Raw genomic sequence first — 15,255 nt, forward strand, 5'->3', positions numbered from 1 at the left:
CCGAGTTCACAAGCTACCTCTTATCTCTAGTGTATACGAAACAAGTTCGCTTTTGGTTTCGGAATACGCAAAAAAAGACAGAAACTTTTGGTTTGACCCAAAAATCCCTGTCTCTCTCATTAATTCGTCAATTGTTGTTTGACAATGCGGTTCACAAGACCACCGTCTGCCTTGCCTTTAACTTGAGGCATGACGACGCCCATCACCTTACCCATATCCGACGGGCCTGTAGCATTCGTTTGAGCAATAGCTGCTTTCACGATTGCCGTGACTTCATCTTCAGAAAGTTGTTCAGGCATATAGGCCTCTAGTACGACAATCTCGTCAGCTACTTTAGAAGCAAGGTCTTCACGACCAGCGCTTTCGAATTCTCGGAGGGAGTCTCTGCGCTGTTTCATCTCTCGGTTGAGCACCGTGAGTTCCTCTTCCTCAGTTAGATCTTGTCGACCAAATTTGATGGCCTCATTTTGGAGCGACGCTTTGACCATCCGGATCGTCGTGAGACGATCTTTTTGTTTCGCGCGCATGGCTTGCTTCATGTCGTCCGTCAAGCGTTCTTGAAGACTCATGAGCTAACACCCTCTCTACAAATGAAACTGAAATTAGAATTTCTTACGCTTACGCGCAGCTTCTGATTTCAATTTACGTTTTACGCTTGGCTTTTCGTAGTGACGACGTTTGCGAACTTCGGCAAGAGTGCCATCTTTCGAAACACCGCGTTTGAAACGACGAAGAGCGTCTTCAAGCGATTCGTTTTTACGGACACGAGTTTCCACTAGTTTTCCCTCCCTCCGAATTACACGACTAAGGAAACGTGTTTCACACGTCATAACATATTATAGTGAAAGTAAGTCGTGCGGTCAACCACTAGTTATTAATAGTCGCTGTCTGAACGTCCGCCTGTAACGATGGCGATTCCAGCTGATGCGCCGATGCGCGTCGCGCCGGCATCAATCATCGCTTGTGCGCCTTCGAAATCACGTACGCCGCCTGAAGCTTTAACGCCGAGATCTGGTCCGACCGTCTCACGCATGAGGCGGATATCTTCTACTGTCGCACCGCCTGTCGAGAAGCCAGTCGACGTTTTCACGAAGTCTGCGCCTGCTTTGACTGAAAGCTCAGCCGCTTTTTTGATTTCTTCTTTCGTAAGGAGGCACGTCTCAAAGATGACTTTAACGAGCGTTCCGTTTGCCGCTTCGACGACAGCGCGGATATCGCGCTCAACGAGATCGAAGTCGCCGTCTTTCATGGCACCGATGTTGATGACCATATCGATTTCGTCTGCGCCGTTTGCAATCGCGTCTTTAGTTTCGAACGATTTCACTTCTGGCGTGTTAGCTCCGAGTGGGAAGCCGATGACCGTACATACTTTGACGTCGTCATCTGATTTGAGTTGTTCCGCCGCGTACTTCACCCATGTCGGGTTGACACAGACGCTTGCGAATTTGTATTCGAGCGCCTCGGCACAAAGTTTTGTAACTTGATCTTTCGTTGTTTCTGCCTTCAAGGCTGTGTGGTCGATATAACGTGCTAATTCCATCGTAAAATTCCTCCTCTGATGTATCGGTCTGACATATAGGTCTGACATCTAACATATTATCATGTTTTCTTGAAATGTAACAGCTTTCAATTCAGACGAGTTGACGGCGTTTCCGCGTCTGGATCCAACTGTTCCAACTAAAGAAGAAAATGGCAATCCATATACATGTGAACGCAAAAACGTGATAGCCCGTGAACGGTTCATTATAGAGAATGACCCCGATTGCGAGACTGAGCGTCGGTGCGATGAACTGAAGAAACCCGACGAGCGTGAACGGGATATGTTGCGCCCCGTACCCGAACAAAAGAAGGGGTAGCGCCGTCATCACGCCTGTCCCGACCAACGCAACCCAAATGACCGGTTCGGTCGTCATCGTCAATCCTCCCTGAGACGTTTGCCATCCCAAGAAAATGATAGCGACCGGAACGACCGCGAGCGTCTCGATGCCGAGGCTAACCGTCGAGGCAAGTGGACGGCGTTTTTTCACCATCCCGTAAAACCCGAACGTACTGGCCAAAATGAACGCGATCCACGGGAACGACCCATAGCCGAACGTCAAGACGAGCACGCCGATTGCCGCCACGGTCACCGCCAGCCATTGTACTCGATTTAATGATTCCCGAAAAACAAGCACACCTAACACCATGCTCACGAGCGGATTGATGTAATAGCCGAGTGACGCTTCGATGATATAGCCGTGATTGACCGCCCATATGTAGACGAACCAGTTGGCACTGACGATAAATCCGTTCAACATAAAGGCGTTCCTTGTCGCCCGGTGCCGAAGCGCATAGTTGAACTCGGTCCACTGTTTCGTCCATTTCAAGACGAGTAAGATGAAGAGGAATGACCAGACGATGCGATGGGCCAAGATTTGACCGCTCGGTATTTCCTGCAAAAACTTCCAATAAATCGGTAGGACGCCCCACATGACGTAGGCCCCGACCGTTGGCATGACGCCTTTGTTCACTCTGTTCACCCGCTCTCGTAATCAATTATCGTCAGTGTAGTCGATGCGATTAGGACATTCAAGCGAATTCTTTCACCTTGCACACGACAAAAAGAGGCACGCTCGCGAGCGCACCTCGTATCGCTATGCAACTTAGTTCGGAATCGTCGCCACGGTCGCGAGCGCCTGCTCCAAATCTTCAATCAAATCTTGTACATCTTCAAGGCCGACCGAGATGCGGACGAGTCCGTCCGTAATCCCGAGTTCGAGACGGCGTTCCGCAGGAATTGACGCATGCGTCATCCGAGCTGGTACGCTAATCAAGCTCTCGACCGCGCCGAGACTCTCGGCGAGTGTGAAGTACTTCGTCTTCGCGACGACGAGTTCGGCCGCTTCGGCTGAACCGACGTCGAAGGCGATCATTCCACCGAAACCACGTGCCTGGGACAAGTGGACCCGCTTCGCTTCTTCACTGCCGACACTCGGATGCAAGACACGGCTGACTGATTCATGCTTCGTCAAGTAGTCGACGAGCGCGAGCGCGTTCGCTTCAATCGCTTCCATGCGGACCGCGAGCGTCTTGATGCCGCGAACAACGAGGAAGCTGTCTTGTGGTCCGAGTACCGCGCCGACTGAGTTTTGCAAGAACGCCAAACGCTCCCCAAGCTCTTCCGTGCGGGCGACGACGAGACCGGCGACGACGTCGCTATGGCCGCCTAAATATTTTGTGGCGCTATGAAGCACGTAGTCCGCCCCCAATTCGATTGGGTTTTGGAAGTACGGTGTCATGAACGTGTTGTCGACGACGAACAGGACGTCCGCCTCGTCGGCGATGGCGCGGATGAGGCGCATGTCCGTCACGTTCAACAACGGGTTTGTCGGTGTCTCGACGTAAATCATTTTCGTGTTCGGCTGGAGCGCTTCACGGACCGCTTGCGTATCGGCCGTATCGACAAAAGTTGCCTCCAAGCCAAGTGATTGAAATACTCGATTGAATACACGGTACGTTCCCCCATATACGTCAGAACCGACGATGACGTGGTCCCCTGATTTCATTAACATTAAAATCGTCGAGATGGCTGCCATCCCAGAACCGAACGCAAACCCGCTGGCACCGCCCTCGATATCGGCGATGAGCGTCTCAAGTGCCGTCCGTGTCGGGTTGGCCGTCCGCGAATATTCATACCCTTCGCGGAGATTGCCGATGCCGTCTTGCTTATACGTGCTCGTCTGATAAATCGGTGGTGTGACGGCTCCCGTCAACGGGTCCGTTGTTTTACCGCCGTGAATGAGTGCTGTTTTTGTACGCATATTCTGCCTCCTTGACTATTCCTTGACTTAAATAACGTTCAACGCTGTCCGGTAAAATCGTCACGATGACGCCTTCTGTCATCTGAGCCGCTTCTTGTACGCATGCCGCGATGGCCGCTCCGGATGAACTTCCGACGAGCAAACCTTCTTGTTTGGCGAGGTGGGCGACATAATAGAACGCCTCTTCGTCCGTAATCGTGTAAATCCCGTCGACGAGCTCGCGCGGCAAGAACGCCGGCCACGCCTCGACGCCGATGCCTTCTGTCTTGTGCGGCCCTGGTGCTCCACCGTTCAAAATCGACCCTTCCGGCTCGACGACGATCGTCTTCGTCCCGTTCGGCCGCAACTTGCTCGCGACACCTGTAAACGTCCCCCCTGAGCCGGCCCCGGCGATGAACACATCGATGTTCGGCAGGTCGGCCTGAAGCTCGAACGCGAGCGTGTCGACGTATGCGTCCGGATTATCCGGATTCGAGAACTGTTCCGGCACATAGGCGTCATGTTCGATGGCGAGCTCTTTCGCCCGCGCGATGGCCCCTTTCATCCCGAGCTCCGTCGGCGTGTTGACGACGGTCGCCCCGAGAAGCGCCATGAGCGCTTGCTTCTCTTGACTGAACTTCTCCGGAGTGACGGTCATCAACTTGATGCCGTGACGTTGACAGGCGAGTGCGAGCCCGATCCCGGTGTTCCCGGCCGTCGGTTCGACGACCGTTCCCCCGCGTACGAGTTGTCCACGTTCAAGCGCCCGTTCAATCAATTGCAGACCGAGCCGATCCTTGACACTACCGCCCGGGTTCATCATCTCGAGCTTGCCGTACACTTTGACACCCGGAGGAACCGGTAACGTCCGCAATTCGAGAAGAGGCGTCTCCCCGATCAATTCATAGACGCTTTGGACAATCATTTACGCTTCGTCCTTGAAGATGATGTGCCACTCGTCACGCTTAGCAAGCATGTCGGCCGCGAGCTTCTTCGCACCCTCGAAATCGTGATGGTTCGCGCTGCCGCATTGAATCGGGTTTTGCGCTGGAAGTTCTGTCGCATTTGCTGCATCGCGGAGTGTCGCTTCGACGAGGTCGAGCATCGCTTCGTAATCCCCGTCGTTCAACATCGTCCAATAGAAGCCTGTCTGGCAACCCATCGGCGAGACGTCGATGATTTGATTCGAGTGGCTACGGCTGTTCTCGGCAATCAAGTGCTCGAGCGAATGGACGGCGCGCATCGGCATAAGCCCTTCGTTCGGTTGAATGAAGCGAATGTCATATTTATAAATCGTATCGGCCGTCCCTTTCTTCACTCCAGCTAAACGGACGTAAGGCGCTTGTACTTTTGTATGGTCTAAATTAAAGCTTTCGACTTTATAACTTTTCATGATTGAGTTCCTCCTGATTGTTTCGTGGCCACGACGAGCCAGACGAATTTATTTTTTTGCGTGAGCGTAACCGTATAGCCGTTTGCTTCGAGCATCGCTTGAATCGTCTGGGTATATGGATAAAACTCTCGATTCAAATCCTCGAGTAAATCGGTATAGCCGTTCGCTTCGGCCCAGTCCAAGATGTCCCGTTTCGCTGTTTGCGAGGCGAACATCGTATCGAGCAAGACGAAGCGCGGGGCGTCGAGGTGTTCGACGTAACTTCGAATCGCCGTCCGTTTCTCATCATCCGTCAAATGATGGAACGCATAGGATGACACGATTGTATCGACCTGTTGATCCGTCGGATAGTTGAGAAAGTCACCGTCGACGATATCGAGCTGTAACTTCTCGGCCGCGACGGCCCGCATTTCCGGAGACGGTTCGACCGAAATCAATTCGTGGCGCTCCAAGATTTTTGCACTCAAGTTCCCTGTCCCGCTTCCGAATTCCATGACCCGGCCTTCTAATTGGTCGACGACCTCGTTGAGCATCGTCTCGTACCCGGCGAACACTTCACGATACTGTTCGTCATGTCCGGTCACGGTCGCGTCATATTCTGACGCCCATTCCTTAAAAATATCCATGAATTGTAATCCCATATTGTCACCCCATCGTCTTTATTCCGACTATATCGATAAGTTTTATATGATTTATCTACTACAGACTGTATCAACTTTAGATTAAAATCTCAAGCGAATTGCCCATATTGTTTGAGAGAGATGAATTATTTATTGTTAATCCGATGAAAGAGTCAGGAAATGAGAAAAGACCTATCCACATTTTGACGTGGATAGGTCCAAAGTAATTGTCAGAATCTTTTAATTTGTTCAAATTCATTACCCTATCGTTTAAAAAACAGGAAGAATTTTGGTTTGAAATCCGCTATCATTTTCCACAAATGGATTTATTTTTTCAAAAAACGATTGGAGGATACTAAATTGCCACAACCGAAATTTTATTTGAACGTCTCCCTCGCGACTTGCCTCGCGTTGACGCCCGGCCTACTCGGCCTCGGCGCAGAACCTGTCCTAGCCAAGCCATCTGTCAAACAAAGCGTGAGCTCGACCGACAAACATGAGAAATTGCGCGTCGTCGTCGAACTTGTCGGTGCCCCAGCCATCGAACAAGCAAAGAAAAAGGGTAAAAAGTTTAACGAGTTGACGAAAACGGAGAAAGACGGCGCTCAAAAGCTCGTCAAAGCCGAACAAAAGAAAGCGAAAGCTGCCATCTCGAAAAAAGGCGTCAAGGCCGTGACGCTCGAAGAGTTCACGACCGTCTTCAACGGTTTCAGTACGATGCTCACAGCGACCGACGTCAAAAAGGTCGAGGCGTTGCCTGAAGTCGCAAGCGTCCACGTCGTCAACGAGTACGAACGTCCAGAAGTCAAACCGGACATGGTCACGAGTAATGGCATGGTCCAATCACAGCAGACGTGGGGCGATTACGGGTTCACGGGCGAAGGGACAATCGTCGCTGTCATCGATACAGGCGTTGACGCCGACCACCGTGACTTCCGTCTTACGGATGATTCAAAAGCCGAGTTGTCTCAAACAGAAGTCGAGACGGCCGTCAGCACGTTCGGCATGCCTGGAGCTTACATAAACGAGAAAGTCCCATACGCTTATAACTATTATGATGAGAACGATGATATCCGTGACGATTCACCTGGCGCCTCGATGCACGGGATGCACGTCTCGGGTACTGTCGCCGCCAACGGGGATGAAGCGGCCGGTGGCTTGAAAGGTGTCGCTCCTGAGGCACAAGTGCTCGGGCTCAAAGTATTCAGTAACGATCCGAACTATGCTTCGACATACGGCGATATCTACATTAAAGCCATCGATGACGCCATCAAACTCGGTGCGGACGTCATCAACATGAGTCTCGGCTCAACGGCCGGATTCGTCGATGCCGACTCACCGGAACAACAAGCCGTCCAACGTGCCGTCGATAACGGTGTCTTCATGTCGATTTCGGCTGGAAACTCGGCCTACTTCGGCAACGGTTACGACCTTCCGTACGCCGATAATCCGGACACGGGCGTCGTCGGTGCCCCGAGTGTCAGCTCGGCGTCGACATCCGTCGCTTCGCTCGAGAACGATCAAATTCAATTGGACGCGTTCTCAGTCAAGTCGGGTGACGCCACTGACAAAATCGGTTGGAAAAAACAAGACGGTCCTGCCTTCACGCAAGGCAATTACGACCTCGTTTACGTCGGCGACGGCCAACCGAGCCAATACGTCGGAAAAGACGTTAAAGGAAAAATCGTCCTCGCGGTTCGCGACGGCAGTTACTTCTATTCAAACATTCAACAGACAGCCGAAGCGAACGGCGCAGCTGGCGTCATTGTCCGTGGAGCTGTCGGTCACGGCGATTATGTGAGCATGGCATTGGCCAACCCGAAAATCCCGATGGCCTCGCTTAGCATCAAAGACGGGAACACGTTGCAACAACGTCTCCTCGCTGGTGAACAGATGACAATCGGCTTTGCCGGCGATCGCCTCAGTGTCACGAACGGCGCGGCCGGTCAGCTCTCGAACTTCACGTCGTGGGGCATGACGCCAAACCTCGACTTCAAGCCAGAGATTTCAGCACCGGGCGGACAGATCTTCTCGACGTTGAACGATAACCAGTACGGCTTGATGAGCGGTACATCGATGGCTGCCCCACACGTGGCCGGCGGAGCTGCCCTCGTCCTCGAACGCGTCGACCGCGACTTCAATTTGACAGGAACAGCACGCGTCACGATGGCGAAGAACTTGCTCATCAACACATCGAAAGCTGTCACGGATATCGGACCGCTCAACAAACAGTTACAACAAAACCTCCCTTACACGCCACGTCGTGGTGGAGCTGGTCTCATGCAATTGCATGCTGCCGTCTCGACACCGGCAATCGCGTACGAGAAGAAGACGAAAGAAGCGAAAGTCGCGCTCAAGGAATTGAACCGCAGCAAGGCGACGTTCACGCTTGTCGTCGAGAACTTGTCGGACAAGGCCGTGTCGTATAACGTGTCTTCGTCACTCCAGACCGACCTCGCTATCGAGCAGACGGCCGGACTCGTTCAGAACGCGATGGAAGCCCAAGCGCTCGAGAATGCAAAAGTGACCGTCAACGGGAAGAAAGTCAGTACGGTCAAAGTAAAACCGAACGCGAAAGTAGAACTCAAAGTCGCACTTGACGTCTCGAAAGCGAAAGTTCTCAATCCGAAAACGCTCGACGGTCTCGTACCGGCGAAAGACGTCTTCGAGAACGGTTACTTCGTTGATGGATTCGTCCGCTTGACGGACGTTAACGGTCCTGAGGGCAACCCGTCACTCGTCGTACCGTTCGTCGGTTTCGAAGGAGACTGGGGCAAGGCGCCAATCTTCGATGCCTCCATCTATGAAGACGGCTCGTTCTACGAAGTATCAGGTATGGTCGATCAAACAGGGAACTATCTCGGTTCGAACCTTGACCAATCCGTTGATGCCGACGCAATCGCCTTCTCACCAGACAAAGATGGCTCAAAGGATGTCGCTGTACCGGTGTTCTCGTTGCTCCGTAACGCCAAGGACGTCAAGTATCGCATCGTCGACGAGGCCGGCAATGTCGTCCGGACGTTGTTCCAAGACGAAGAACTTCGCAAGAACTACTTTGACGGCGGTGCCAACACACCTTATTACTACTCGGCCGCTTACACATGGGATGGTCAGTTGAATGGCAAACCAGCCCCGGCCGGCAAATACTTCTATGAAATCGAAGGAAGCATCGATTACATGAAAAAACAAGCCCAGACGCTTCGCTTCCCAGTCAAAGTCGATTACACGGACCCGACGTTCACGACGAAATGGCAAGGGGAGAGCTTGGCGGTCCAAGCGAAAGATGAATTCTCTGGCATCCATTCGGTCGAATATTTCTTGAACGGAAAATCCGTCGCCAAGCAAGCTGATGGCAAAGCCTATAAGTTCACAGGCGTCAGCGACGCCGATCAAGTCAGTGTTCGCGTCGTCGATCACGCTGGCAACAGCACAACGAAGACGGTCGCTTACTCGACAGACGCGGATAAGCCTGGAGTGTTCGTGAACGCCCCGCTCGCTTTGACGCCATACGCGACATCGGTCATCCCGGTCGCTGGAACGATTCAAGATGCATCTGCCATCCAGTCGTTCCAAGTCGACGGTGTTGACGTACCGCTCACATGGGACGATACGAAGAAAGAACACGTCTTCAACACGACGCGGACGTTTGCAGACGGTGTCCATAAGTTGCGGTTCGTCGCCGAGGATGCGGCTGGAAACGTGACCAACTTCCAACGTGCGATTTTTGTGGATACGACACCTGCCAGCATCGAACTTGGAAAACTACCGAAAAAAATCGGTAAAAAACAATCGACGGTCAACGTCTCTGTAACGGTGAAAGACAACTTCGACGAAGTGAAACTTCTCGTCAACGGCGACTTGAAATTCAGCCAAGCGCTGAAAGAACCGTATGAGATGCGTTCATTCGCGAAAACACAGACGGTCACGCTTCCTGTGACGTCAGGTGAGAACACGTTCACGTTCGAGGCGACCGACCTCGCCGGCAACGTGACGACGAAGACGATCACACTCGTCAAATAATAATTCGACAGGCTCGCGCCCAAATCGCGAGCCTGTTTTTTCTAGGTACAAAAACGGCTCCCGCATCCGCGAGAGTCGTTTGATGTGTTAATTCAATTCGAGCGCATAAGAGACAGCGGCGAGCGCATAGAGCGGCGCCGTCTCCGAACGCAAGATGCGTGGTCCGAAAGCACAGGCCTGTGCCCCGCGTTCCGTCCACTCATTCACTTCACTTTCGTCAAAGCCGCCTTCCGGCCCGACGATGAGCAGGAGCTTCGCCCCAGGTCGAAGTGATTTCAACACCGTCGCAAACGCTGCTTGCTCCCCTTGCTTCGCTTGTTCTTCATAGGCGATGACGACGGCATCGAACGAATCGATGCGGTCCGTCAGTTCCCGTGGTGTGATGTGTTGGCACATCGGAACGACGGCGCGGTACGACTGTTCGGCCGCTTCCTGCATGATTTTCTGGAGCCGTTCGACTTTTTTCGGTGCCTTTTTGGCGTCCCATTTGGCGACCGAGCGCTTCGATTCGAACACCCAGAAGTGATGCATGCCGAGCTCAGTCCCTTTTTGGGCGACGAGTTCGACTTTATCGCCTTTCGGAAGCGCATAGGCGAGCGTCACGTCGACGGGAAGTTCGGTCGTCGCTTGACGGCGTTCGAGCACCCGGGCCGTGCCCGTCTTCTTCTCGAGCGTCACGACCTCAGCCTCATATTCGAGGCCGGTACCGTCTAAAAGCACCATGCGATAACCGGGCGTCTCCCGGAGCACTGTCCCGATATGATGGACGACGTCGGCCGGTAAGGTGGCCGTGTCATTAACAAATGACTCACGCGGTAAAAAGTATCGTTGCATGGCTCATCCTTTCTTCGCGATGATGGCGACCCAGTCTTCCATGACCCGTGTCTCTTCAATCGCGAATCCGGACGCCTTGAGCGCCTCTGTCACCTCGGCCCGCTTCTGTCCGATAATACCCGACGTGATGAAGTAGCCGCCCGGTTTGACGCGCGCATATGCATCATCGATGAACAGCATGATGACGTCGGCCAAAATATTGGCGACGACGAGGTCATACTCCCCCGTCATCCCTTTCAACAAGTCACCCGTCTTCACGTCGATGACGTTGCCGACACCGTTCGTCTCGACGTTTTGACGCGCCGATTCGACGGCGACCGCATCCAAATCGAGTGCCTCGACTCGTTCGGCGCCAAGCTTCGCAGCGGCGATGGCGAGGACACCTGAACCCGTGCCGACATCAATCAATCGGTCACCCGGTCGGATATAGTTCTCGATCGCCTGAATGCAGAGCATCGTCGTCGGATGCGTCCCCGTCCCGAACGCCATACCCGGATCGAGCAAGATGACGTTCTCTTCCGGTTGTGGCTCGTAATCTTCCCAAAGCGGGACGATCGTCAAATGTTGTGAGATTTTGACGGGCTTGTAGTACTGCTTCCACGAATGGGCCCAGTCCTCTTCGTCCATCTCGACGACCGTCACGTCACCGGTGCCGATATCGAGCACATGACGCAAGCCGTCCACTTCTTTTTTGAACGCGGCGAACGTGTCTTGGAAATCACCTGAGGCCGGTACGTATGCTTTCACGTACACACCTGATGTTGGATACGATTCGCGGCCCGACACGTCCCAAATCTCGCCGAAATGGTCTTCGGCCATCATCTGGTCGTAATCTTCGACGTCCTCGATGACGACCCCTTGTGCCCCCACTTCATGTAGTAAATTCGATACGGCTTCGACTGCCTGCTGTGTCGTGTGGACACAAATTTCAGACCATTTCATTGTTTGAACACGCTCCTTTTACTGGCTAAAAAACTTCTTCATCTTTTGGAACAGGCCGTGTTGTTCTTCGACGCCTGCTTCTCCGCTAATCTCTTCGAATTCACGGAGCAATTCTTTTTGACGGTCGGTCATATTCGTCGGCGTCATGATGACGATATTGACGTACTGGTCGCCATTGCCGCCGCCGCGGACGCTCGGCATCCCTTTGCCGCGCAACCGGAATCGCGAACCGGTCTGCGTGCCGGCTGGAACTTTCAAACTCACTTTGCCGTGGACGGTCGGAACTTCGAGTTCCGCGCCGAGTGCGGCCTGGGCGAACGTGACCGGCATCTCCATCGTGATATGTTGGTCGACCCGTTCAAAGATTTCATGCGCCCGGACGCGAACGACAATATACAGGTCGCCGGCTGGGCCGCCGTTAAAGCCAGGACCACCTTTGCCTGATAGACGGATTTGTTGGCCGTTGTCGATTCCAGCTGGAATCTTGACTTCGACTTGCTTCTGTTTCTTCACATGGCCAGAGCCGTGACACGTCTCACATTTTTCTTTAATCGTCTTCCCGCTTCCGTGACATTGGCTACACGTCCGTTGATTGACCATCCGGCCGAGAATCGTGTTCTGTTCGACCGTCTCGACACCGCTGCCGCCACAACGGCCGCACGTATCCGGTTTTGTTCCCGGTTTGGCGCCGCTGCCCATGCACGTGTCGCATTCGACTTCAATCTCAAGATCGATGATTTCCGTCTTGCCGGTCACACTCACCATGAAATCGAGGTCGACGACGTATTGATAGTCTTCCCCGCGTCGTGGGGCGTTCGGGTCTTGACGACGTCCCCCACCGCCACCGAAGAACATGTCGAAGATGTCACCGAAGCCGCCTTGGAAGTCGCCACCGCCGCCGAATTGGCTGGCCCCTTCAAAACCGAAACGGTCGTATTGGGCCCGTTTTTGTTCGTCTGACAATACTTCGTACGCTTCACCGAGCTCTTTGAACTTGTCGGCCGCATCCGGCTCTTGGTTGATGTCAGGGTGATACTGGCGTGCCAGCTTGCGATAAGCACGTTTGATGTCTTGTGCCGAGGCCGATTTATCTAGGCCAAGCACTTCATAATAATCTCGTTTCGCCACGTTACTCTCTCCTCTACACTGTCTAAACTAAAATTCTACCGAATCTACCTTAACATGGAAAGAGCCAAAGCAGAAACCTGCTTTGGCGCTCTCCTCTCTATCGGTTGCCTTATTTGCGATCGTCGAGATCTTCAAACTCAGCGTCAACGACGTTGTCGTCTTTCGCTTCCGTCTGCGTCTCTGCACCTTCAGCACCTTGCTGTTCAGCCATGTTCGCATATACTTTTTGCGTCAACTCTTGCACGACGTTCGACAATTCGTCTTTCGCCGTACGGAGGGCTTCGAGGTCTGTGCCTTCGAGTGCCGTTTTCGCTTTTTCTTTCGCAGCTTCAGCGCGCTCTTTGTCCGTAGCGTCGACTTTGTCGCCGAGGTCTTTGATCGCCTTGTCCGTTGCGAAGACGAGTTGGTCTGTCTCGTTGCGGAGTTCAGCTTCTTCTTTACGTTGTTTGTCAGCTTCCGCGTTCGCTTCCGCTTCTTTTACCATACGCTCGATTTCAGCCTCGTCGATCCCTGAAGACGATTGAATCGTGATGGACTGTTCTTTGTTCGTACCGAGGTCTTTCGCCGATACGTGAACGATTCCGTTCGCATCGATGTCGAATTTGACTTCGATTTGTGGCACGCCACGTGGTGCCGGCGGAATGTCCGTCAACTGGAAGCGACCGAGTGTCTTGTTGTCTGGTGCCATCGGACGTTCCCCTTGGAGGACGTGGATGTCTACCGCTGGCTGGCTGTCAGCCGCCGTCGAGAAGACTTGTGATTTCGAAGTCGGGATCGTCGTGTTGCGATCGATCAACTTCGTCATCACGCCACCCATCGTCTCGATACCGAGCGAGAGCGGAGTCACGTCGAGAAGGACGACGTCTTTGACGTCACCGGCAAGGACGCCACCTTGGATGGCGGCACCGAGGGCGACGACTTCATCCGGGTTCACGCCTTTGAACGGCTCTTTCTTCGTGAAGTCGTGAATCGCTTTTTGAACCGCTGGGATACGTGTCGAACCACCGACGAGGATGATCTTGTCGAGGTCAGACGGTGTAAGACCTGAGTCTTTCAACGCGCGGCGTGTCGGCTCCATCGTGCGCTCGACGAGGTCGGCTGTCAACTCTTCGAATTTCGCACGTGTGAGTGTCGTTTCAAGGTGAAGCGGACCAGCTGCTCCGGCCGTGATGAACGGAAGGCTGATGTGCGCGCTCGTCACACCAGAAAGGTCTTTCTTCGCTTTCTCGGCTGCATCTTTCAAACGTTGAAGCGCCATCTTGTCTTGAGCGAGGTCGATGCCGTTCTCTTTTTTGAATTCTGCTACGAGATAGTCGATGACTTTTTGGTCAAAATCGTCACCACCGAGACGGTTGTCCCCTGCTGTTGCGACAACTTCGAAGACGCCGTCGCCAAGTTCGAGAATCGAGACGTCGAACGTACCGCCACCGAGGTCATAAATCAAGATCGTGTGGTCTTCACCTTTATCGAGACCGTAAGCGAGTGCAGCTGCCGTCGGCTCGTTGATGATTCGTTTGACGTCGAGACCGGCGATTTTCCCTGCATCTTTCGTCGCTTGACGCTCCGCATCGTTGAAGTAGGCAGGTACAGTGATGACTGCTTCCGTCACCGTTTCACCGAGGTAGTCTTCTGCATCTTTTTTCAATTTCTGCAAAATGATTGCCGAGATTTCTTGCGGTGTGAACTTCTTACCGTCAACTTCGACCGTATGCGACGTTCCCATGTGACGCTTAATCGATTGAATCGTGTTCGGGTTCGTGATCGCTTGACGTTTCGCTACTTCTCCGACTTGACGCTCTTCGCCTTTGAATGCGACGACAGATGGTGTCGTACGGTTCCCTTCTGCGTTCGAGATGACGACTGCTTCGCCACCTTCCATAACTGCCACACATGAGTTCGTTGTACCTAAGTCAATTCCGATAATTTTACCCATTGTCTATTCCTCCATCTAATTAAGTAATGTTATTCTGAGACTTTTACCATGCTCGGACGAATGACGCGTCCGTGCATCGTGTACCCTTTTTGAAGCTCCATCGTCACGATGCCCGATTCGAACTCATCGCTCGGCTCTTGCATGACCGCTTGATGATAGTTCGGGTCGAACGGTTGGCCAACCGCTTCAATCACTTCGACGTTCTCACCGTTCAAGACGTCGAGTAACTGGCGGTGAATCATGTCGACGCCCGCTTGAATCTGCTTGGCGTCGTCCGAAGTCGCCTCGACTTGGAGCGCGCGCTCGAAGTTATCGATGAGCGGAATCAACTTCTCGACGACCGTCTGTGACGCGAACTTCACGCGTTTCGCGTTCTCTTCGTTCGTCCGACGACGGAAGTTATCAAAGTCCGCACGGATGCGGAGCTCGCTCGCTTTGAGTGCGTCGATTTCTTTTTGTAAATCCGTCCCTTCAGAAGTTTCTTCCACAAACTCAACATTTGAAACCTCTTCTGCTTCGACAGCCTCTGTCTGTTTCGGATCAAAATCTTTTTCTTCGAGCACTTCTTCTGGTTCAGGCCCGTTTTGTTTGTCAGTTGTCATAATG

The 15,255-nt window shown here is 53.0% G+C and carries 14 protein-coding genes; 1 reads left to right on the forward strand and 13 read right to left on the reverse strand.

The window, feature by feature from the left end; all coding sequences use genetic code 11:
* Positions 1-119: 119 nt before the first annotated feature.
* From KNP85_RS09090 to KNP85_RS09125, 8 genes are all read right to left on the reverse strand, one after another.
* Positions 120-569: a GatB/YqeY domain-containing protein gene (locus KNP85_RS09090; RefSeq protein WP_021065683.1), complete on the reverse strand. Its 450-nt coding sequence runs from the start codon at positions 567-569 to the stop codon at positions 120-122.
* A gap of 33 nt (positions 570-602) precedes the next feature.
* Entirely contained in the window at positions 603-797 is a 195-nt protein-coding gene (rpsU, locus tag KNP85_RS09095) for a 30S ribosomal protein S21 (RefSeq protein WP_029334745.1), read from the reverse strand.
* Between the two features lie 77 nt (positions 798-874).
* Positions 875-1,540, reverse strand: a complete 666-nt coding sequence (gene deoC, locus KNP85_RS09100; RefSeq protein ID WP_214802736.1) for a deoxyribose-phosphate aldolase — start codon at positions 1,538-1,540, stop codon at positions 875-877.
* Positions 1,541-1,631: 91 nt separating this feature from the next.
* Positions 1,632-2,519 (reverse strand): EamA family transporter RarD, encoded by an 888-nt coding sequence (gene rarD, locus KNP85_RS09105; protein WP_029595218.1) that lies wholly within the window; start codon positions 2,517-2,519, stop codon positions 1,632-1,634.
* 123 nt (positions 2,520-2,642) lie between these two features.
* Positions 2,643-3,800, reverse strand: coding sequence for a bifunctional cystathionine gamma-lyase/homocysteine desulfhydrase (locus KNP85_RS09110; RefSeq protein WP_214798478.1), 1,158 nt, complete (start codon positions 3,798-3,800; stop codon positions 2,643-2,645).
* Complete coding sequence (locus KNP85_RS09115; protein ID WP_214802738.1) at positions 3,766-4,704, reverse strand: PLP-dependent cysteine synthase family protein; 939 nt, start codon at positions 4,702-4,704, stop codon at positions 3,766-3,768. Before KNP85_RS09115 ends, KNP85_RS09110 begins: the two co-directional genes overlap by 35 nt.
* Positions 4,705-5,172: an S-ribosylhomocysteine lyase gene (locus KNP85_RS09120; protein ID WP_021065678.1), complete on the reverse strand. Its 468-nt coding sequence runs from the start codon at positions 5,170-5,172 to the stop codon at positions 4,705-4,707.
* A complete protein-coding gene (locus KNP85_RS09125) occupies positions 5,169-5,813 on the reverse strand; it encodes a class I SAM-dependent methyltransferase (RefSeq protein ID WP_131471279.1) in 645 nt (214 codons plus the stop codon). Before KNP85_RS09125 ends, KNP85_RS09120 begins: the two co-directional genes overlap by 4 nt.
* 339 nt (positions 5,814-6,152) lie before the next feature.
* Here KNP85_RS09125 and KNP85_RS09130 point away from each other — a divergent pair, with 339 nt between their 5' ends.
* Complete coding sequence (locus KNP85_RS09130) at positions 6,153-9,812, forward strand: S8 family serine peptidase (protein ID WP_214802741.1); 3,660 nt, start codon at positions 6,153-6,155, stop codon at positions 9,810-9,812.
* Between the two features lie 87 nt (positions 9,813-9,899).
* On the opposite strand, the gene KNP85_RS09135 is transcribed toward KNP85_RS09130, so the two are convergent.
* From KNP85_RS09135 to grpE, 5 genes are all read right to left on the reverse strand, one after another.
* Positions 9,900-10,646: a 16S rRNA (uracil(1498)-N(3))-methyltransferase gene (locus KNP85_RS09135; RefSeq protein WP_214802744.1), complete on the reverse strand. Its 747-nt coding sequence runs from the start codon at positions 10,644-10,646 to the stop codon at positions 9,900-9,902.
* Positions 10,647-10,649: 3 nt separating this feature from the next.
* Positions 10,650-11,588, reverse strand: coding sequence for a 50S ribosomal protein L11 methyltransferase (gene prmA / locus KNP85_RS09140; protein WP_214802747.1), 939 nt, complete (start codon positions 11,586-11,588; stop codon positions 10,650-10,652).
* An 18-nt stretch (positions 11,589-11,606) separates the two neighbouring features.
* Positions 11,607-12,716 (reverse strand): molecular chaperone DnaJ, encoded by a 1,110-nt coding sequence (gene dnaJ / locus KNP85_RS09145; RefSeq protein WP_214802750.1) that lies wholly within the window; start codon positions 12,714-12,716, stop codon positions 11,607-11,609.
* Between the two features lie 109 nt (positions 12,717-12,825).
* Positions 12,826-14,649, reverse strand: a complete 1,824-nt coding sequence (gene dnaK, locus KNP85_RS09150) for a molecular chaperone DnaK (RefSeq protein ID WP_029595211.1) — start codon at positions 14,647-14,649, stop codon at positions 12,826-12,828.
* A gap of 29 nt (positions 14,650-14,678) precedes the next feature.
* Positions 14,679-15,251, reverse strand: a complete 573-nt coding sequence (gene grpE, locus KNP85_RS09155; RefSeq protein WP_029595210.1) for a nucleotide exchange factor GrpE — start codon at positions 15,249-15,251, stop codon at positions 14,679-14,681.
* Between the last annotated feature and the right edge of the window lie 4 nt (positions 15,252-15,255).

The sequence above is a fragment of the Exiguobacterium sp. s194 genome, from assembly GCF_018618275.1.
GTDB lineage: Bacteria > Bacillota > Bacilli > Exiguobacteriales > Exiguobacteriaceae > Exiguobacterium > Exiguobacterium chiriqhucha.